The sequence below is a fragment of the Streptomyces sp. NPDC003248 genome (assembly GCF_055563235.1).
In genome coordinates this window covers 1-20,387 of record NZ_JBVHDT010000010.1, presented here as the reverse complement: position 1 = coordinate 20,387, position 20,387 = coordinate 1, and the positions used below count along the sequence as shown (strand labels likewise).

The following is a 20,387-nucleotide window of genomic DNA, read 5'->3' as shown; positions in this document are numbered from 1 at the left end:
GTTCGCGCCATCCATCCCTCGCTTTTGAGGCGCACTTCATCTCGAAACGCCGAGTTAACCCTGCAAACGACTTTGCAGGGTTAACGTGTTTCTTGACCAACCGTTGACCAGCACTTGGTCCGGACTAGAGGTGCGAACTGCTCGGAGGGGGGCGCATGTTCCGAGGTGGGGCGGTCCGGACCGCCGTGTCGCTCCTCGCCGCCGTGCTCCTGGCCCTCCCGCTCTTCGCGCCCGCGCCCTCCTTCGCAGACGCGCACACCGTCCGTCAGGCCAAGGCCAAGACCCAGCCTGGAATCACACCCTCCAGCGCGACACCACGTGACGAGACCGTCACGTCCGGCGCATGCGACCGGTCCGGGGCCCCCTACGACCCCTTGCGCACCCGTGACCGCCACCGGTCGGCCTCCACGGCCGACTCGGCACCTCAGCAGCGCGAGCGCACCCTGCCCGCGCGGGATCACGCGGCCGCCCACCGACCCTGCGGGCCGGCCGCGTCGCACCACCGCCCGTCGAGATCCTCGACGGGCCACTCTCCGGCGGCGCTCCAGGTCTTCCGCTGCTGAGAGAGACGCAGACAGCAGTGCCTTCACCTGTCCTGCCCGTCCGACGCGCCCCCCACGGCGCGCCAGGAGGAATCACCACATATGCAGCCCCTCATCGACAACGCCCGTACGTTCGGACAACGCCCTGAGGAGTTCGCCCGCCTCGCGGAAGGCCAGTCCCCCCAGGTCCTCTTCATCACCTGCTCCGACTCGCGGGTCGTGCCCGCCCTGATCACGGGCGCCCGCCCCGGCGAGCTCTTCGAGCTGCGCACCGCGGGCAACATCGTGCCCCCCTACGGCTCCGAGCGCCCCACCGGCGAGGCGGCCACCATCGAGTACGCCGTGGAGGTCCTCGGCGTCCAGGACGTCGTCGTCTGCGGCCACTCCCACTGCGGTGCCGTGGGCGCGCTGGTGCGCGGCGACGACCTCGACGCCGTACCCGCCGTCCGGGACTGGCTCGCGCACTCCGCGGGCCGGCCGCCCGCCGCCGACCCCGACGACCCGACGGTGATGCGGGCGGTGCAGCACCACGTGCTCGCCCAGCTGCTGCGGCTGCGCTCCTACCCGTGCGTGGAGAAGCGGCTGGCGGACGGTCGGCTGCGGGTGCGCGGCTGGTACTACGAGGTGCACACCGGTGCCGTACGCGAACACCGTGCGGACACCGACGCGTTCGAGGCCCTGTGAGCGCCGCGATGACCTCACGGAACACCTCGCGAATATCCCGGTTCCCGCACCTGAAGGAGGACTTCGCCGCCTCCCTCGTCGTCTTCCTGGTCGCGCTCCCGCTGTGCGTGGGCGTGGCCGTGGCCTCCGGCGTGCCGGCCGAGCTCGGGCTCGTCACCGGCATCGTCGGCGGCATCGTCACCGGCCTGATGCGCGGCAGCAGCCTCCAGGTGTCCGGCCCGGCGGCCGGTCTGACCGTGCTGGTCTTCGAGGCGGTGCGGGAGTTCGGACTGCCCGCCCTCGGCGTGATCGTGCTCGCCACCGGCGTGCTCCAGGTCGGCATGGGCCTCCTCGGGCTGGGCCGCTGGTTCCGGGCCATCTCGGTCTCCGTCGTCGAGGGCATGCTGGCCGGGATCGGGCTGGTACTGATCGCCGGCCAGCTGTACTCGATGGTCGGCGCCAAGGCGCCGGACTCCGGCCCGGAGAAGATCGCCGGGCTGCCCGAGGCGCTCGTCGACGCGTTCGGCACCACCGCCGCGGCGGCCTCGCTCGCGCTCGGCGCCGGCACCATCGCGGTGCTGGTGCTGTGGAAGCGGCTGCCGGCGGCGGTGCGCGCGGTGCCCGGCCCGCTCGCCGCGGTGGGCCTGGCGACCCTGGCCGCGCTGGTGTTCTCGCTGCCCGTGGCCACCGTCGAGGTGCAGGGGCTGCTCGGCTCGGTCCAGCCGCCGTCCCTGGACTCCTTCGGTGAACTGGCGGACGTCGGCCTGCTCGCCACCGTCGTCGCCTTCACCCTGATCGCCTCCGCCGAGTCGCTGTTCAGCGCGGCGGCGGTGGACCGGCTGCACGACGGGCCGCGCACCCAGTACGACCGGGAACTGGTCGCCCAGGGCACCGGCAACGCCGTCTGCGGGGTGCTCGGCGCGCTGCCGATGACCGCGGTGATCGTGCGCAGCTCGGCCAACGTCCAGGCGGGCGCCCGCACCAAGGCGTCCCGCGTCCTGCACGGCGTCTGGCTGCTGCTGTTCGCCGCGTTCCTGCCGGACGTGCTCGCGTACATCCCCCTGCCGGCCCTCGCCGGCATCCTCGTGCACGCCGGTGCCAAGCTCGTGCCGGTGCGGGCGATTGCGGGGCTGTGGCGCGAGCACCGGGGCGAGGCGCTGATCCTGGCCGTCACGGCGGTGTCGATCGTCGTGGTCAGCATGTTCGAGGGCGTCCTGATCGGTCTCGCGCTCGCCGTGGTGAAGACGGCGTGGGAGGCCTCGCACATCAGGCTGGACGTCGTCGACCAGGGCACCGGGCCCGTCCGGGCGTCCCTGTCGGGGAACGCGACCTTCCTGCGGCTGCCGAAGATCCTCGACAGCCTGGAGTCCCTGCCGCAGGACCGCCCGGTCGAACTGGACCTGTCCGGCCTGCACCACCTCGACCACGCCTGCCGCACGGCACTGGAGACGTGGGCCGAGCGGCACAGCGCCGTCGGCATCGAGCCGGTGAAGCTGACGATGGCCGCCTAGCGGGCACGCGGTCCGCCTCGGGGTACGCGGTCCGCCTCGGGGCGGGCCGTCCGCTTCGGGGGCGGGCCGTCCGCCCGGCGGTGGGCGGTCCGCCCGGCGGTGGGCCGTCCGCTTCGGGGGCGGGCCGTCCGCCCGGCGGTGGGCCGTCCGTCTCGGGGCGGGTTCCGGGCGATGGCCCGGGACCCGCCCGCGGACATATCGTTACAGGAGCAGGCATTCCGGTCCTCTCAGGGAGGGGGGTCGTCATGCTCCAGGAACTGCTGCCGGCTGTCGCGGCGGTGGCCACCGGGGGGTTCGTGTACTTCGTGGCGGGCGCCCGCGTGGTGAAGCAGTACGAGCGCGGGGTGGTCTTCCGGCTCGGCCGGGTCGCCGGCTCCGTCCGCATGCCGGGGTTCACGATGGTGATCCCCGCCGTCGACCGGCTGCGCAAGGTGAACATGCAGATCGTGACGATGCCGGTGCCCGCCCAGGAGGGCATCACCCGCGACAACGTGACCGTGCGGGTGGACGCGGTGGTCTACTTCAAGGTCGTGGACCCGTCGGCGGCGGTCGTCAACGTCGAGGACTACCGTTTCGCCGTCTCCCAGATGGCGCAGACCTCGCTGCGGTCCATCATCGGCAAGAGCGAGCTCGACGACCTGCTGTCGAACCGGGAGAAGCTGAACCAGGGCCTGGAGCTGATGATCGACAGTCCGGCCGTGGGCTGGGGCGTGCAGATCGACCGGGTGGAGATCAAGGACGTGTCCCTGCCGGACACGATGAAGCGTTCGATGGCCCGGCAGGCCGAGGCCGACCGTGAGCGGCGGGCCCGGATCATCAACGCGGACGCCGAGCTCCAGGCGTCGAAGAAGCTGGCGGAGGCGGCCGAGCAGATGTCCGAGCAGCCGGCCGCGCTCCAGCTGCGGTTGCTCCAGACGGTGGTGGCGGTGGCCGCGGAGAAGAACTCCACGCTGGTCCTGCCCTTCCCCGTGGAACTGCTGCGCTTCCTGGAGAAGGCCCAGCAGCAGCCGCCCCCGCCGCAGGCCGACGCCCGGTGACGCGCGTTCCGTGCGTGGTTCCCGGGGCGCGCGACGGGTGATAGACACGGCGGGTCAGTGTTCCTGTCCGCCAGCAGGAAGGTCACCGCCCCATGCCGGAATTCCGCGTGCCGGAAACCCGTAGCGCCACGACCCGCCGTCAGATCCTCGCCCGCACCGGTGCCCTCGGAGCGGGCATCGTCTTCTCCGGAGCCCTGCCGGAACTCTTCGCGGACACCGCCGCCGCGGAGAACCTCGGCCACACCGGCTACGGCACCCTCGTCCCCGACCCGGACGGCCTGCTCGACCTGCCGGAGGGCTTCCGCTACCGGGTCCTCTCCCGGGAGGGCGACCCGCTGCGCTCCGGCGAGGGCCCGGTCCCCTCCCACCACGACGGCATGACGGCCCTGCCCGGTCCGCGCGGCCGGGTCCACCTGGTCCGCAACCACGAGAACCGCCCCACCGCGCCGCTCGCCGTCCCCACCGTCGAGGGCCTCACCTACGACCCGGCCGGCAAGGGCGGCTGCACGGCCCTGACGCTGGACAGCCGGGGCGAGGTGCTGTCGGAGCGGGTCGCGATCGCCGGGACGGCCGTGAACTGCGCGGGCGGGCCCACACCCTGGAACACCTGGCTGACCTGCGAGGAGACGGAGGACCGGGCCGGCACCAACGGCTACGCCAAGGACCACGGCTTCATCTTCGAGGTCGACCCGTCCGACCCGCACCGCACCGGCGCCGTGCCGCTCACCGCGATGGGCCGCTTCCAGCACGAGGCGATCGCGGTCGACCCGCGGCGCGGGGTGGTCTACGAGACGGAGGACGCGTTCGAGAAGCCCTTCGGCCTCTTCTACCGCTTCCTGCCCGAGAAGCCGCTGGGCGGCACGGGCTCGCTGCGCGCCGGCGGCCGGCTCCAGGCGATGCGCGTGCCGGGCGTGGCGGACCTGTCGTCGATCCAGGAGACGGGCGCCGCCTTCGACGGCATCGAGTGGGTCGACGTACCGGACCCGCTGGCCGCCGGGACCGCCATCCGCTTCCAGGACTTCGGCCCGGGGGGCATCACGCACGCGCAGAAGCTGGAGGGCTGCTACTGGAGCGGGCGGAGCGTGTACTTCGTGTCGTCGTTCGCGCGCGGCGCGGACGGCTCGGCGGCCGACCACTACGGCCAGATCTGGCGGTACGACCCGGAGCGGCGCCGGCTGACCCTGGTGATCGTCTTCGGGCCGGCCACGGACGTGCGGCTGCCCGGCGAGTCCCCCGACAACATCTGCCTCGCGCCCGGCGGCGGCCTGATGGTCTGCGAGGACGGCAACGGCGCGCAGCACGTCTTCGGCGTGACCCGGCACGGCGAGGTGTACGCGATGGCCAGAGGCCGGCAGAACATCGGGACCGCCGAGGAGCCGGAGTGGGGCGAGTTCGCCGGCGTCACCTTCTCCCCCGACGGCCGGACGATGTACGTCAACTGCTACACGCCGGGGACGACGTTCGCGGTGACGGGGCCCTGGCGCCGGTAGGGCAGTGGACCGGGCGGGTGACTGGATGACCGGCGCGCACATATTTACACACAATTAGGGTTCTTCCCTTATAGCGTCACAGGGTGATCGCTCCTGTACGCCGTCTCGCCGCCCTCTGCGTCCTGGGTGCCGCACTCGCCGGCTGCGGCACCGGCCAGGCGCCCCGGCCCGGCCGCCCGGCCCCCGCCCCGCCCTCCTCGGCACCGGCCGGGCCGCCCACGCTCGCCCCGGGTCCGGGCGGCCCGGCCTCCGTCTTCTCGCACGCCCCGCGCACCCACGGCAGGTCCGTCGCCCTCACCTTCGACGCCGACATGACCGCCGGCCAGGGCCCGCGGGCGGCCGCCGGCGAGCGGTTCGACAACCCGGGGCTGATCGCGGCGCTCCGGACGCTGGAGGTGCCGGCCACCGTCTTCATGACGGGCCGGTGGGCCGAGGAGTACCCGGACCAGGCGCGCGCCATCGGCCGCGACCCGCTGTTCGAGGTCGCCAACCACTCCTACAGCCACTACGCCTTCACCGACGACTGCTACGGCCTGCCGACCGTGCCGGAGGACCGGATGCGGGCCGACGTGGAACGGGCGTACACGGCCTTCCGCCGGGCCGGGATCCCCGACGCGCGGCCCTACTTCCGCTTCCCCGGCGGCTGCTACGACCGGCGCGCCCTGCGGGCGGTGAGCGGCACCGGCGTGACGGCCGTGCAGTGGGACGTGGTGGGCGGGGACGCCTTCGCGACGGACGCGGACGCGGTCGCCCGACAGGTCCTGGAGGGGGTGCGGCCGGGCTCGGTGGTCGTCCTGCACTGCACGCGCAGCGCCGCCCCGACCACCGAGCGGGCGGTGCGCGCGATCGTGCCCGAGCTACGCCGACGCGGCTACCGGTTCGTACGGGTGTCCGAGCTGATCGGGACCGCGCAGGGCGGGCGGTGAACGGGCCCGTGGTGGACGGCCCGTGCTCTCGTACGCTGGAGTCATGAGCGACGACGACGGCGACACCGCCTACTGCCTGATCGACGCGGCCCGTCCGCCCCGGGCCGACGGGCCGCCGTACGCCGAGTGCGTGCTGTGCCGCGAGCCGACGGAGTACCCGGAGTCGTACAAGGGGATCACGCTGTGCCCCGTCTGCGAGTGGCAGGAGGCACAGCGCACGGCCTGCTCGGGCTGAGCGGGCTGAGCGGGCTGAGCGGGCGGCTCGGGGCGGCCCGCGAGGGTCTTCAGGAACGGTCGAGTACCCTGCGCCCGTGAGTGAGAGTCCCTTCCAGGCCGAGCCGAACCCGCGCGACGAGGCCCCCCAGTTCGTGCTGCCCCTCGTCGTCCGTCTGGAGCGGGCCGAGCCCCCCGCCCGCACCGACGCGCTGGAGACCGCCGCCCGGGCGGTGCTCGTGCTGCTGAGCGACGAGCGCTCCACCGGCGACGGGGAGTGGGCGGGGGCCGTACGGGACTGGCAGGACGCCCGGATCCGGAAGGTCGTGCGGCGGGCCCGGGGAGCCGAGTGGCGGCGGGCCGGGGCGCTGCCCGGTATCACGGTGACCGGGAAGGCGGCCGAGGTGCGGGTGTTCCCGCCGGTGCCGCTGGACGGATGGCCGAAGGAGCTGGCGAAGCTCCAGGTGTCGGGGACCGAGCTCGACGATCCGCAGGCCCCGGCGGAGGCGGATCCGGGACTGCCGGTGCTCTGGATGAGCCCCGAGGTGCAGATGTCGGCGGGCAAGGCGATGGCGCAGGCCGGACACGGCGCGCAGCTCGCCTGGTGGGAGCTGTCGCCGCAGGAGCGGGCGGCCTGGCGCGCGGCGGGGTTCGCGCTCGCGGTGCGCACCGCGCGCCCGGAGCGGTGGCGGGAGCTGACGGCGAGCGGGCTGCCGGTGGTGCGGGACGCCGGGTTCACCGAGATCGCACCCGGGAGCTGCACGGTGGTCGCCGACCATCCCGCCCTCCGCCGGCCGTAGAGCCGTACGTCCGCGCCGTGGAACCTCAAATGTTGCTCTGAAGGAGGGCGGCGGGCGGTTCGGGCCGGGGTGAGGGGGCGATATCCCCGTCACCACGGAGGGGGACCGGACGGAGGAGGGGACCATGGCACGGCTCGGAACGGGGGCACGGCTCGGAACGGGAATCGGCTGGCGGCCGGAGATCGCGGACGCGGTGGAGCGGATGCCGGGCATCGACTGGGTCGAGGCCGTCGCCGAGAACATCTGCCCCGGCCACCTCCCCGCCTCCCTGCTGCGGCTGCGCGAGCGCGGGGTCACGGTCGTCCCGCACGGCGTCTCGCTCGGCCTCGGCGGCGCGGACCGGCCCGACGAGGGACGGCTGACGGCGCTCGCCGAGCGGGCGGAGGCACTGGGCTCCCCGCTGGTCACCGAGCACATCGCGTTCGTACGGGCGGGCGGCCCGCCGACCGCCTCCGCGCCGCTGGAGGCCGGGCACCTGCTGCCGGTGCCCCGCACCCGGGACAGCCTCGACGTGCTGTGCGAGAACGTGCGCATCGCGCAGCGGGCGCTGCCGGTGCCGCTCGCCGTCGAGAACATCGCCGCGCTGCTCGCCTGGCCCGGCGAGGAGATGACGGAGGGCCAGTTCCTGTACGACCTGGCCGACCGCACCGGCGTGCGCCTGCTCATCGACGTCGCCAACCTCCACACCAACCACGTCAACCGCGGCGAGGACCCGGCCGAGGCGCTCGCCGACCTGCCGCTGGAGGCCATCGCCTACGTCCATGTCGCGGGCGGCTTCGAGCGGGACGGCGTCTGGCACGACAGCCACGCCCACCCGGTGTCCCGCCCGGTCCTCGACATCCTGACCGACCTCACCTCGCGGGTGGCGCCGCCCGGCGTGCTGCTGGAGCGCGACGAGAACTTCCCCGAACCGGCGGAACTGGAACGGGAACTGGCGTCGATCCGGGCGGCCGTGGCCGAGGGCGCCCGGACCCGGACCGCTCCCCGGGCCGCCGGGACCACGACCGCGGGCGGCGGGACCGCGACCGTCGGCGGCCGGACCGCGCATGGTGTCGGCGGGATCGCGACCGTCGTCGGCGGGACCACGTCCGTTGCCGCCGGGACCGCACCCGTTGCCGCCGGGACCACATCCGTTGCCGCCGGGACCGCACCCGTCGTCGGCGGGACCGCACCCGTTGCCGCCGGGAGCACGCCCGCGGGAGAACACGCCGTCGCCGCCGTGCCGGACACGACCCGCCGGCGGCTCGGTCTCGCGCAGACCGCCCTGCTCTCCGCCCTGGTCGCCGGGACGCCGGCCCCCGAGGGCTTCGACCGGGTGCGGATCGGCGTCCAGGCGCGGGCCCTGGCCGCCAAGCGGGCCGACGTGGTGGCCAAGGTGGCGCCGGAGCTGCCGCTGATCCTCGGCGGCGGATACCGGGCCGCGTTCATGGCGTACGCCCAGGGCCGCCCGATGCGCGGCGGGTACCGGCGGGACGCGCTGGACTTCGCGGAGCAGATGCTGCTGGACGGGCCGCCGATGGCGGGCCGGGCCCGGCGGGAGCTGCGCGGGTGGTGGCTGGACCGGTCGGGACCGGCGCCGCGGCCGCGGTCGCGGTGGGCGCGGAGGGGACGGTCGCTGATCCGGCGGTGAGGCGTCCGGGCGGCGGCGCCCGCACCGCGGCGGCACCGCGCCCGCATCTCGTGGGCGCCGCGCCGGCACCGCGCCGCACCGCGTCCGCATCAGGGGCGCGTACCGCGTCCGCATCACGCGGGCTCCGCCCGGTCGCCTGGTCCGCTCGCGCGTTGCGGCGGGCGCCCCGGCGGGACGAACGGAAACGGAACGTCACAGACCGACAACGCTCGGTCCGGATCGTGAACAAGGCATGGCGCTCCCTGTGCGTCTGGCATAGAAACGCGGCATGTTCTGGGTCCTTCTCCTCCTCGTGGCCTGGGCCGTCGCCGGCGCGGCGTGCACCCGGCTGTGCCTGGCCGCCGTACGGGCGGCGGCCGTCGACGTGGACGCGGGTCAGGACCATGACCTGACGCTCTACGAGGCCGCGTTCCTCTCCGGGGGCCCGAGCCGGGTCGCCGACCTCACCCTGGTCTCCATGGCGCGGCAGCGGCGGCTGCTGCTCGCCCACACCGGCTGGGCGACCGTCGTGGACCCGCGCGGGCGCGACGAGATGGAGCGGTCGGTCATCGGGGCCATCGGGCCGGAGGGGCAGTCCCCCATCGCGCCGGTGCGGTCCGCGGCCGCCGCGGCGGACGCGGTGCGCGGCCTCGCCGACCGGCTGGTCGGCGCCGGCCTCGCCGTGCCCGACGGTCTGCGCACGACGGTCGCGGCCGGAGTGCGGCAGGTGCGGGCCGCCGCCGGGGCCGTGCTCGCACTGGGTGCCGCGGCGCTGCTGACGCCCGTCCCCCCGGACATGCCGCGCACCCTGGTCGCACTCTGGTTCGCGCTGCCCCTGGCGCTCACCCTGAGCTGTCTGGCCATAGCCCGGGTCGAGGTGCACCCGTACTCCCGCTGGGCCTCCCCGGCCGGCCGGCGCCTGCTGGGCGCGCTGGCACGGCACGCGGACGGCGCCGGTACGGGCGACGCCGCGGGTGACGACCGCACCTACCTGACCTGCGTCGCCGTCCGCGGGATCCGGGCGGTCGGCGAGCCGGACCTGCGGGCGGCCTTCGGCCACCGCGAGCCGTACGGGCGGACGCAGGCCCCGGGCCGGTAGCCGGACTCCTGGACCGGCCGACTCCCGGACCGGCAGCCGGACTCCCGGGGCAGGGAACCGGACTCCCGGGGCAGGGAACCGGACTCCCCGGACCAGTAATCGGACTCCCGGGACGGTAGCCGGACTCCGGGACCGGTAGCCGGACTCCCGCCGGTCGCCCGGAGGGCCGGGGTCCGCGGCCCGGACTCCTGCCGGACGCCCGGAGGCCCGGGTCCGTGCCCCGGACTCCCGCCGGCCGCCCCGGAGGGCTGAGGCCCATGGCCCGTTACCCCGTCGGCCGCCCGAGAACCGAGGCCCGTGGCCGGCTTCGCCCCGCAGGCCCGCAGGCCCGCACGCCCCACATGCGCACGCCCCGCATGCGCACGCCCCGTATGCCCCGCCTGCCCCGTGCGCCCGGAGGGCCCGGGTGGGAACGGGGCGCATCCGGGTGCCGAGGGGCGCACACGGGGCATTGGCGCCGACACCCCCGGCCGGTGCTTGCCTTCCCCAACCGACGCACCAAACATCCCTTTTGTCGCCGCCGCGCATCGAAGGGACACGCGATGAGAGCTGCCGCCCTCTACCCGGCCGCCGGAGCCCTGCTCCTGACCACCCTCTCCGCCGCTCCCGCGGGCGGTGCCCCGAGTGACGTCGCCGGCTCCGGCGTCGCGCTCGCCGCCGCGCGCGCCGCGCAGGAGGGCATCGTCTTCGGGAAGTGCTCCGGCACGCCCGAGGCCCCGATCGGCGTGCAGTGCGGCACGGTCACGGTCCCGCTCGACTACGCGCAGCCGAACGGCAAGCGGATCCAGCTGACCGTCAGCCGTGTGCGGGCCACCCAGCGCGACCCGCGCAACGCCAAGCGCCGGGTGCCCCGGCAGGGCGCGCTGGTCTTCAACCCGGGCGGACCGGGCGCCTCCGGCCTGCACTTCCCGATGGCCGGAACGCTGCCGGCGTGGAAGCGCGTCGGGGCCGCGTACGACCTCGTCGGCTACGAGCCGCGCGGGGTCGGCCGCTCGGCGCCGCTGACCTGCCAGGAGCCCCGGCACTTCGTCAAGGCCCCTTCCCCGTCGCCGACGCACCCGTCGGAGTCCTACAAGCAGGAGCGCATCGCGCAGGCGAAGGCCTACGCGCGCGGCTGCGCCGAGCGGGCGGGCGGCGCCCTGCGCCACTACACCTCCCTCAACAACGCGCGTGACCTGGACGTCCTGCGGGCCGCGCTCGGCGAGGAGCAGCTGACCTTCATGGGCGCGTCGTACGGCACCTACTTCGGGGCGCTGTACGCCACGCTGTTCCCGGGGCACGTGCGGCGGATGGTGTTCGACGCGGCCGTGAACCCGGACCCCGCGCAGGTCTGGTACCGCAACAACCTCGCCCAGTCGGTGGCGTTCGAGAGCCGCTGGACGGACTTCCGGGAGTGGGTCGCGCGCCACGACGACGTGTACGAACTGGGCGACACCCCGCAGCGGGTGCTGCGCAGCTACGAGCGGGCGCGGGCGAGGCTGGCCGCGGAGCCGGCCGGCGGGACGGTCGGGCCGGGGCAGTTGCAGGCCGCCTTCCTCCAGGCCGGGTACTACGACGACCACTGGCCGTCCCGCGCCCACGCCCTGTCGGCCTACCTGAACGGCGACCCGAAGCCGCTCGTCGCACTGGCCGCGCCGGTGCGGGAGGCCGCCGCCGCGGCGGAGAACTCCAGCGCCGTCTACACGGCCGTGGAGTGCAACGACGCGCCCTGGCCGACGGACTTCCGGGTGTGGGACCAGGACAACACGCGGATCGCGCGCGTGGCGCCGTTCGAGACCTGGGACAACGTGTGGGCGAACCTGCCGTGCGCGTACTGGCAGGCGCCCCGGCAGCAGCCGCTGGACGTGCGGACCGGGCCGGGTGAGCTGCCGCCGACGCTGATCCTGGCCGCCGAGCGGGACGCCGCCGCGCCCTACGAGGGGGCCCTGGAGATGCAGCGGCGTCTGTCGGGCTCGGTGCTGGTGACGGAGCGGGACGCCGGCACGCACGGCATCGCCGGCGGTCCGAACCGCTGCGTCAACGGCCATGTGGAGGCGTACCTGCTGGAAGGGCGGCTGCCCGCGCGGCGCGCGGCCTGCGCGGCGCGCCCGGAGCCGACGCCGGCGGACCACCCCGCGCGGGAGGCGGCCCGGGCGAAGAGCTGACCGGTTCTCCCGGCCGGGCCTCCCCGGCCGGAAGAACCGGTCCCGCGGGGCCGGGCGGAGAACCGGTTACGAGGGGCAGGGCGAAGAACTGGTCACGAGGCGCCGGGCGGAGAGTCGCTCCTAAGGGCCCGGGCGAAGAACCGGTCGCGAGGGCCGGGCGGGAAGCCCGGCCCCGAACCCGGCCGGGAAGCCCGGTCCCGGGCCCGACGGAGCACTCGGTCCCCGAAGGCCCGGTCGGTCCTGTACCGGCCGGGCCTCGGTGTGTGTCAGGCGTCGGTGTGTGTCAGGCGAGGCCGGCGACCAGGTCGGCCACCGACTTGCGGCGTCCCGTGTAGAACGGGACCTCCTCGCGGACGTGGCGGCGGGCCTCGGAGGCGCGCAGGTGGCGCATGAGGTCGACGATGCGGTACAGCTCGTCCGCCTCGAACGCCAGGATCCACTCGTAGTCGCCGAGCGAGAACGAGGCGACCGTGTTGGCGCGGACGTCCGGGTAGCCGCGGGCCATCTTGCCGTGGTCGGCGAGCATGCGGCGGCGGTCCTCGTCCGGCAGCAGGTACCAGTCGTAGGAGCGCACGAACGGGTAGACGCTGACGTAGTCGCGGGGCGTCTCGTCGGCGAGGAACGCCGGGATGTGCGAGCGGTTGAACTCGGCGGGGCGGTGCAGCGCCATGTTCGACCACACCGGCTCCAGCGCGCGGCCCAGCCGGGTCCGGCGGAAGAGGTTGTACGCCTCCTGGAGCTGGTCGCTGGTCTCGGCGTGCCACCAGATCATGAGGTCGGCGTCGGCGCGCAGACCGGACACGTCGTAGGTGCCGCGGACCGTGACGTCCTTGGCGGCGAGCTGGTCGAACAGCTCCTGGACCTCGTCGGCGTAGCCGGAGCGGTCCTCGGGCAGCGCGTCCTTCAGCCGGAAGACGGACCACAGCGTGTAGCGGATGACCTCGTTGAGGTCCTTGGCCAGCTTGCCCTTGTTCGGGATCCTGCCGGGCTCGGTGGTGGGGGCGTCGTCACTCATGGCACTCATTCTCCCGCTCCGCCGTGCAGGCTCGGCACCGGGTGGGCGGTGAGGTCCTGCACACCGCGCGGGTCGCCGCCGATCCGGTCGGCCGCCGCCCGGGCGCTCGCGATGCAGGCGGGGACGCCGACCCCGTCGTACGCGGCGCCGCAGACGGCGAGGCCGGGGAGTTCGGCGACGTGTTCCCTGATGCGGGCCACGCGCGCGTGGTGGCCGACCGGGTACTGGGGCAGGCCGTCGGTCCAGCGGGTGACGCGGGTCTCCAGGGGCGTGGCGGTGAGACCGGTGGCCGCCGCGAGGTCCTGCCGGGAGACGGCGACGAGGCCGTCGTCGTCCCGCCGGAGGACCTCCGTCTCGCCGTACCGCCCGACGGAGGTGCGCACCACGAGCACGTCCGGGTCCTCGTCGGCGATCCAGCCCCACTTCTGGGAGGCGAACGTCGACGCCTTGATGGTGCGGCCGTCGACGGGCGGGACGAGGAAGCCGCTGCCGTCGGGCAGGGCGGCCTCGGAGCGGCGGTAGGCGAGGGTGATCAGGGCCATGGACGCGTACTCGACGGCGCGCAGTTCGGCGGCGGCGCCGGGGGACTCGGTGGCCAGCAGGGCCGCCGCGGCGGACGCGGGCACGGCGACGACCACGGCGTCGGCGTGCAGCACCCGGTCCCCGGCGACCACCCGCCAGGCCGGACCCGGCCCGGCCGCCCGCGCGCCGCCGGCCGGGCCCTCCGGCGCGGTGGCCCTGCGCAGCTCCGTCACCGGCGCGCCGGTCACGATCTCGCCGCCCCGCGCGCGGACCGACTCCGCGACCGCGAGCGGCAGCCGGCCCACACCGCCCGCGATGCCCAGGAACACCGGGCCGGTCCGCGGGTTCGCGGCGGCCTTCTCCTGGATCTCGCGGACGGCCCCGGTGAGCGAGGTGTGCGTGCGCGCCGCCTCGAACAGCTGGGGGACGGCCGAGCGCATCGAGATGCGGTAGGCGTCACCGGCGTAGACCCCGCCGAGCAGCGGCTCGACCAGGCGGTCGACGACCTCGCGGCCCAGCCGCGCCGCCACGTACTCGCCGACCGCCACGTCCTCGCCGACCTCGGTGCGCGGCAGGTCGGCGTCCCGCTCGATGCGGGCGAGACCCTCGGCGGAGAGCACGCCGTCCAGGGCGGCGGCGGTGCCCGGTACGCCCATGACGTGCCCCTTGGGCATGGGGCGCAGGGCGCCCCGGGTCCAGATCGAGGCCGTGGCGGTGGCCGGCGGCTGGAGGTGGCCGGCGAGACCCGCCTCGCGCGCGAGGGCGACCGCCTCGGGGCGGCGGGCCAGCAGGGACTCGGCGCCGAGGTCGACCCGGACGCCGGCGATCTCGCCGGGCAGCAGCTTGCCGCCGACCCGGTCGGACGCCTCCAGCACGGTCACGCGCGCACCCCGCTCCAGCAGCCGGTGGGCGGCGGCCAGACCGGCGATCCCGGCTCCGATGACGACGACGTGCTGCCCCGCAGCCGTACCCGTTGCGCTCATGCCCCCACTCTCTCAGACCCCACCGGCACGCCGGCCGCGCCCCGGTGGCCTTCCCGCGTCCCGACCGTGACCTCATCGGGACCGTCTCCCCCCAACGTCCGGCGCCGCTGCGGCGTCGAAGAGACGTCAGCGGTTCCACGACCCTCGGGGGGTACGCCCAGATGCGCATTCGACGTTCCGTACGGCCGGTCCACACCCTGGCCGGGATCCTGCTCGCCGCCGCGGTCGCGCTCACCGGGTGCAGCGCCGCGGACGACACGGGGGCCGCGAGCTCCGCGGCCGACAAGGCGGCCGCCGGGGACGCCGGCGCCGCCGAGGCGGCCGGGGAGGGCGCGGGCGACGCCGAGCCCGCCGCGGCACCGACCCTGCCCGTGGCGCACGTGATCCGCACCGCGTCCCTGACCGTGCAGGTCGGGGACGTGTCCGAGGCCCTCGGCGAGGCCCGCACCGCCACCGAGAACGCCGGCGGCTACATCGGTGACGAGACCACCACCCGCGACGAGGAGGGCGCCGAGCACACCCGGGTCGTCCTGCGCGTGCCGGTCGAACGGTACGACGACGTCCTCACCGGCCTCCAGGGCACGGGCCGGCTGCTGGAGCGCACGGCGAAGGCGCAGGACGTCACCGACCAGGTCGTCGACGTCGACAGCCGCATCGCCTCGCAGCGCGCCAGCGTCGCCCGGATCCGGGAGCTGATGAACCGGGCCACCGAGCTGAGCGACGTCGTGACCCTGGAGGGCGAGCTGAGCAGCCGCCAGGCCGACCTGGAGGCGCTGCTCGCCCGGCAGGCGTCGCTGAAGGACCGCACCGGCATGGCCACCATCACGCTGACCCTCGCCGAGAAGCCGGTGGTGCGGGAGGCGAAGGACGACGACCCCGGGTTCCTGGACGCCCTCGCGGGCGGCTGGGACGCGTTCGTGACGGTGCTGCGCTGGATCGCCCTCGCGTTCGGCGCGGTGCTGCCGTTCGCCGCGGTGGCCCTGGTGGTCGTGCTGGTGTGGCTGCGGCTGCGGCGGGGCCGGCGCCGGACGCTGCCGGACGGCCCCGGGCGGGACTGAGGTACCGCCCGCCGTAGCGTGTCCGCATGAGCATGAGCGAGAGCGCGCGCCGGGGCGGGCAGGGGCGGGAACGGCTGGTGGTGATCGGCGGGGACGCCGCGGGCATGTCCGCGGCGTCCCAGGCCCGCCGGCTGAAGGGCCCGGAGGAGCTGGAGATCGTGGCCTTCGAACGCGGCCACTTCACGTCCTACTCCGCCTGCGGCATCCCGTACTGGGTGGGCGGCGACGTCCACGACCGGGACGACCTGGTCGCGCGCACCCCGGAGGAGCACCGGGCGCGCGGGATCCAGGTGCGCCTGCGCACGGAGGTCACCGAGATCGACCCGGCCCGGCAGGCGGTACGCGCGCGTGACGTCGATTCCGGCGCCGAGTCCTGGACCGCGTACGACAAGCTCGTCATCGCGACCGGTGCCCGGCCGGTCCGGCCGGACCTGCCGGGCGCCGGCGCGGAGGGCGTGCACGGGGTGCAGACGCTGGACGACGGGCAGGAGCTGCTCGGCACGCTCACGCGCGCGCGGGGCAGGCGCGCGGTGGTGGTCGGCGCGGGGTACATCGGCGTGGAGATGGCCGAGGCGCTCATCAAGCGCGGCTTCCGGGTGACGGTGGTCAACCGGGGCAGCGCGCCGATGTCGACGCTCGACCCCGACATGGGCCGGCTGGTCCGCGAGGCCATGGAGGACCTGGGCGTCACCATGGTCGACGACGCCGAGGTCACCGAGGTGGCGACCGGCGCGGACGGCCGGGTGCGGGCGGTCGTCACCGAGGACGCCGAGTACCCGGCGGACGTGGTGGTCCTCGGCATCGGCGTCCGTCCCGAGACCGCGCTCGCCGAGGCCGCCGGACTCCCCCTGGGCGCGCACGGCGGTCTGCTCACCGACCGGGCGATGCGGGTGCGCGGACAGGAGAACGTCTGGGCGGGCGGCGACTGCGTCGAGGTCCTCGACCTCGTCTCCGGCCAGCAGCGCCACATCCCCCTCGGCACCCACGCCAACAAGCACGGCCAGGTCATCGGCACCAACGTCGGCGGCGGCTACGCCACCTTCCCCGGTGTCGTCGGCACGGCCGTCAGCAAGGTCTGCGACCTGGAGATCGCCCGCACGGGACTGCGCGAGAAGGACGCGCGCCGGGCGGGCCTGCGGTACGAGACGGTCGTCGTCGAGTCCACGAGCCGCGCCGGCTACTACCCCGGCGCCTCCCCCATGACGGTCAAGATGCTCGCCGAGCACCGCACGGGCCGCCTCCTCGGCGTCCAGATCGTCGGCCGGGAGGGCGCGGGCAAGCGCGTCGACATCGCCGCGGTCGCCCTCACCGCGGGGATGACGGTGGAGCAGATGACGGCCCTGGACCTCGGCTACGCCCCACCGTTCAGCCCGGTGTGGGACCCGGTGCTGGTGGCGGCGAGAAAGGCGGCGGCGAAGGTGCGGTCCTCGTAGCCGCGCGGCAGGGCAGTGCCCCTGAAGGGCGCGGGGAACTGCGCGACCGGCGACCGACCACCCGTGCGACGTGGACACCGGGGAGCCGGCCGCGGGCGGCGGCGTGCACCGGTTCGCCGGACGGATCGGGGGCAGAAGTCCCTTGTGGTCATCCCCGTCCATGACGTGAACCCCGCGCGCCGTACCCCGGTGGTGACGTACGCGCTGATCGCCGCGAACGTCTTCGTGTTCCTCTTCATGCCCGGCCTGTCCGGCTCGGTGGCCGGCGACAGCACCCTGGCGCAGACGTGCCATCTGCACGCGTTCCTGGAGCACTACGCGGCCGTGCCCTACGAGCTGATGCACGATCGGCTGCCCCGGCTCGTCCCCACCGGCGAGGTGCGCGACGGCGGCTGCGCGCTGGGTCCGCCCGGGTACGACAAGTCCCCGGTGCTGAGCGTCTTCACCGCGCTGTTCCTGCACGGCGGCTGGCTGCACCTGCTGGGCAACATGCTGTTCCTGATGATCTTCGGCAACAACATCGAGGACCGCATGGGGCACGTCCGCTTCGCGCTGTTCTACGTCGCCTGCGGCTACGCGGCGTCGTACGGCTTCGCCCTGGTGAACGCCGACTCGACGGACCCGCTGATCGGCGCGTCGGGGGCGATCGCGGGGGTGCTGGGCGCCTATCTGGTGCTGTACCCGAAGGTCCGGGTGTGGGTCCTGGTGCCGTTCCTGGTCTTCCTGCCGCTGAGACTGCCGGCCTGGCTGGTGCTGGGCTTCTGGTTCGCGCTCCAGGCCGTGTACTCCTCCGGCGAGGGCGTCTTCGAGGCGGGCACCGTCGCCTACGCGGCGCACGTGGTGGGCTTCCTCGCGGGCATGCTGCTCGCCTGGCCGCTCAAGGCGGGCACGCCCCCGCCGCCGGAGCCGCGCGCGCTCCTGTTCGGCAGGCGGGCCCGGCAGGGCTGGTGACCCGACCCGGCGCGGCTGGAGACCCGACCCGGCAGGGCTCGCGGCCCGACCCGGCGCGGCTGGAGACCCGACCCGGCAGGGCTCGTGACCCGACCCGGCAGGGCTCGTGACCCGACCCGGCAGGGCTCGCGGCCCGACCCGGCAGGGCTCGCGGCCCGACCCGGCAGGGCTCGCGGCCCGACCCGGCGCGGCTGGTGACCAGTCCCGGCAGGGCTGGTGGCCCGTCCCCGGCCGGCGAGGGCATGTGGGGGATCCCCCAATGCTGGTCGTGGCCTTTCAACGGCACAGTCGATCTGCCGACGACCGGAAGGGACCGGCTCCCCGCGCCTCCGGTGTCGCCCTGACCACGCCGTGACCGAAAGGCTGCCCCCCATGATCGTTCGTCAGCGGCTCCGGACCGAAGCGTCCCGGGGCGCGGCCCATGCGTGAGACACCGGTTCCGGACCCCGCCCCGGACCCGGACCCGGACACGAGGGCGGACACGGGCGCGGTGCGGTTCTCCGTCCTCGGTCCGCTCTCGGTCCGGTCCGGGGGCGGAGCGCTCCCCCTCGGTCCCCTCAAGCAGCGGCTCGTCCTCGCCATGCTGCTGTGCCGGCCCAACACCTATGTGTCCGTCGACCGGTTGACCTACGCCGTGTGGGGCGACGAACCGCCCAGGACGGCCCGGAAGAACCTCCAGGTCTACGTCTGCGCCCTGCGCAGAATCCTGGCCTGTGCCGGGGACCGGCTGGTGCACGGGCCGGGGGGCTATCTGCTCCGGGTGGCCGAGCCCGAACTGGACGCCCTCAGGTTCCAGTCCCTCGCCCGGGCGGGCCGCCGGGCGGCCGCGGACGGCTCCCCGCAGACCGCCGCCGGGTTGTTCGACCAGGCCAGACGGCTGTGGACGGGACCCCCGCTGCCCGAACTGGGCTGCTCCGAGCTCGTGCGGGTCCACGCCGACCAACTGGCCGGCCGCTATCTCGCGGTCAGTGAGGACTGGGCCGAGGCCGCGCTGGAGTCGGGGCAGTCCTGGGAGGTCGCCGAGGTGACGGGCGAACTCCTGGCGCAGCACCCGTTGCGGGAACGGCTGCGCGCGGCCCTCATGACGGCCCTGCACCGCTCGGGACGCCGTGCGGAGGCGCTGGCCGTGTACGAGGAGCTGCGGCAGCACCTGTCGCGGGAGCTGGGGCTGGCCCCGAGCCCGGCCCTGACGGCGCTGTACGGGTCGCTCCTGTCCGACGACGGAGGGGACCGGGGAGCGGTCCGCCCCGAGCGGGCGGGACCGCGCCGCGGCCCCGTCGTCCCCACGGTGCTTCCCCCCGACGTCCCCGACTTCACCGGTCGCGAAGAGCAGCTCGGGGACCTGCTGGCGGCCGCCGCGGACGGCGGCGTGGTCGCCCTCGTCTCCGGGCCGGCCGGGGCCGGGAAGACGGCACTCGCGGTGCACGCCGCCCACCGCTCGGCCGACCGCTGTCCCGACGGGCGGATCCACCTCCGGCTCCGGGAACCGGACGGCTCCCGCCGGTCGCCGGAGTCCTTGGCCGCGGAACTCCTGCGGTACACGGGTCGCGCCGGGGGCCCGCCGGGGCACGCCGAACAGGCCGCCGCCCTGTGGCGCGCCTGGCTGGCTCCGCGCAAGGTCCTGCTGGTGCTGGACGACGCACCCGACGAGGCGAGCGTCCGTCCGTTGCTGCCGGGCACGGGGGCGAGCACGTTCGTCGTCACCGCCCGGACCCGGCTCGCCGGGCTCGCCGGGACCCGTCGGGTGGACGTACCGCCGTACTCGGTGGAGGAGGCCCTGGAGCTGCTGGGGCACATCACCGGCCCCGAGCGGCTGCGCGGTGATCCGGCGGCGGCCGAGCGCATCGTCCGGGCCTGCGGCACGCTGCCGCTGGCCGTCCGGGTCGCCGGTCTCAAGCTCACCGTCCTGCGGCACATGCCGTTGGCGGAGTACGCGGACCGGCTGGCCGACCAGCGGAGCGTGCTGGACGAACTCGCGGTCGGGGACCTCGCCGTGAGAGCGCTGGTCGCCGAGGAGTGGCGGCGCCTGGACGACACCCACCGTGCCGCGCTGCTCCGGCTCGCGGCGCCGGACGCGCCGGTCTTCACCGTCGAGCGCGCGGCCGCCGTGCTCGGCTGCGCCCCGGACGCCGCGCTGCGCCGGGTCGAGGGGCTGATCGAGGCGGGACTGGTCCTGTCGCCGACGAGCGAGGTGACCGCGCACGCGGCGGTCTACGCGCTGCCCCACTTCACCCGGCTGCTGGCCCGGGAGCAGGCCCGGGCCCTGTGTGCGGACGGGCAGGTGTGACGGACGACCGGCGGGGCGGGCGCCCCCCGGGGGGCGGGCGGCGGGGGGTGCGGGCCCCGCCGGCCGGGGGGTGGCGCCCCGGCGGCGGTCCGGGGGGGGCGCGC

At 75.2% G+C, this 20,387-nt stretch carries 16 protein-coding genes; 14 read left to right on the top strand and 2 right to left on the bottom strand.

The window, feature by feature from the left end:
• Positions 1-644 precede the first annotated feature (644 nt).
• The 10 genes from ACZ3KJ_RS22835 (at position 645) to ACZ3KJ_RS22790 (ending at position 12,034) form a co-directional block, all read left to right on the top strand.
• Positions 645-1,226: a carbonic anhydrase gene (locus ACZ3KJ_RS22835; protein WP_389515353.1), complete on the top strand. Its 582-nt coding sequence runs from the start codon at positions 645-647 to the stop codon at positions 1,224-1,226.
• 8 nt (positions 1,227-1,234) lie between these two features.
• Positions 1,235-2,716, top strand: coding sequence for a SulP family inorganic anion transporter (locus ACZ3KJ_RS22830; RefSeq protein ID WP_467529504.1), 1,482 nt, complete (start codon positions 1,235-1,237; stop codon positions 2,714-2,716).
• A 245-nt stretch (positions 2,717-2,961) separates the two neighbouring features.
• On the top strand, positions 2,962-3,753 hold the full coding sequence (locus ACZ3KJ_RS22825; protein ID WP_467529503.1) for a slipin family protein: 792 nt from the start codon (positions 2,962-2,964) through the stop codon (positions 3,751-3,753).
• Positions 3,754-3,860: 107 nt separating this feature from the next.
• Entirely contained in the window at positions 3,861-5,243 is a 1,383-nt protein-coding gene (locus ACZ3KJ_RS22820; RefSeq protein WP_467529501.1) for an alkaline phosphatase PhoX, read from the top strand.
• An 83-nt stretch (positions 5,244-5,326) separates the two neighbouring features.
• Positions 5,327-6,169: a polysaccharide deacetylase family protein gene (locus tag ACZ3KJ_RS22815; RefSeq protein ID WP_467529499.1), complete on the top strand. Its 843-nt coding sequence runs from the start codon at positions 5,327-5,329 to the stop codon at positions 6,167-6,169.
• A 43-nt stretch (positions 6,170-6,212) separates the two neighbouring features.
• Positions 6,213-6,404 carry a hypothetical protein gene (locus ACZ3KJ_RS22810; protein ID WP_467529497.1) on the top strand — a complete coding sequence of 64 codons (192 nt, stop codon included), beginning with the start codon at positions 6,213-6,215 and terminating at the stop codon, positions 6,402-6,404.
• Positions 6,405-6,480: 76 nt separating this feature from the next.
• Positions 6,481-7,182 (top strand): peptidyl-tRNA hydrolase, encoded by a 702-nt coding sequence (locus ACZ3KJ_RS22805; RefSeq protein WP_467529495.1) that lies wholly within the window; start codon positions 6,481-6,483, stop codon positions 7,180-7,182.
• A 124-nt stretch (positions 7,183-7,306) separates the two neighbouring features.
• On the top strand, positions 7,307-8,812 hold the full coding sequence (locus tag ACZ3KJ_RS22800) for a multinuclear nonheme iron-dependent oxidase (protein WP_467529493.1): 1,506 nt from the start codon (positions 7,307-7,309) through the stop codon (positions 8,810-8,812).
• Positions 8,813-9,080: 268 nt separating this feature from the next.
• Entirely contained in the window at positions 9,081-9,890 is an 810-nt protein-coding gene (locus ACZ3KJ_RS22795) for a TIGR04222 domain-containing membrane protein (protein WP_467529491.1), read from the top strand.
• 542 nt (positions 9,891-10,432) lie between these two features.
• Positions 10,433-12,034, top strand: coding sequence for an alpha/beta hydrolase (locus tag ACZ3KJ_RS22790; RefSeq protein WP_467529489.1), 1,602 nt, complete (start codon positions 10,433-10,435; stop codon positions 12,032-12,034).
• A 283-nt stretch (positions 12,035-12,317) separates the two neighbouring features.
• Here ACZ3KJ_RS22790 and hemQ read toward each other — a convergent pair whose 3' ends face one another.
• Both hemQ and hemG read right to left on the bottom strand, forming a co-directional pair.
• Complete coding sequence (hemQ, locus tag ACZ3KJ_RS22785; RefSeq protein ID WP_385073826.1) at positions 12,318-13,049, bottom strand: hydrogen peroxide-dependent heme synthase; 732 nt, start codon at positions 13,047-13,049, stop codon at positions 12,318-12,320.
• A gap of 5 nt (positions 13,050-13,054) precedes the next feature.
• Entirely contained in the window at positions 13,055-14,554 is a 1,500-nt protein-coding gene (gene hemG, locus ACZ3KJ_RS22780) for a protoporphyrinogen oxidase (protein ID WP_467529487.1), read from the bottom strand.
• A gap of 161 nt (positions 14,555-14,715) precedes the next feature.
• Between hemG and ACZ3KJ_RS22775 the strand changes: the two genes are divergently transcribed.
• The 4 genes from ACZ3KJ_RS22775 to ACZ3KJ_RS22760 all read left to right on the top strand — a co-directional run bounded on the left by ACZ3KJ_RS22775 (position 14,716) and on the right by ACZ3KJ_RS22760 (position 20,283).
• Positions 14,716-15,612, top strand: a complete 897-nt coding sequence (locus ACZ3KJ_RS22775; RefSeq protein ID WP_467529485.1) for a DUF4349 domain-containing protein — start codon at positions 14,716-14,718, stop codon at positions 15,610-15,612.
• Between the two features lie 32 nt (positions 15,613-15,644).
• Entirely contained in the window at positions 15,645-17,045 is a 1,401-nt protein-coding gene (locus ACZ3KJ_RS22770) for an FAD-dependent oxidoreductase (RefSeq protein WP_467529897.1), read from the top strand.
• A gap of 144 nt (positions 17,046-17,189) precedes the next feature.
• Positions 17,190-17,996: a rhomboid family intramembrane serine protease gene (locus ACZ3KJ_RS22765; protein ID WP_389515376.1), complete on the top strand. Its 807-nt coding sequence runs from the start codon at positions 17,190-17,192 to the stop codon at positions 17,994-17,996.
• A 421-nt stretch (positions 17,997-18,417) separates the two neighbouring features.
• Entirely contained in the window at positions 18,418-20,283 is a 1,866-nt protein-coding gene (locus ACZ3KJ_RS22760) for an AfsR/SARP family transcriptional regulator (protein ID WP_467529484.1), read from the top strand.
• The last annotated feature ends 104 nt before the right edge of the window (positions 20,284-20,387 follow it).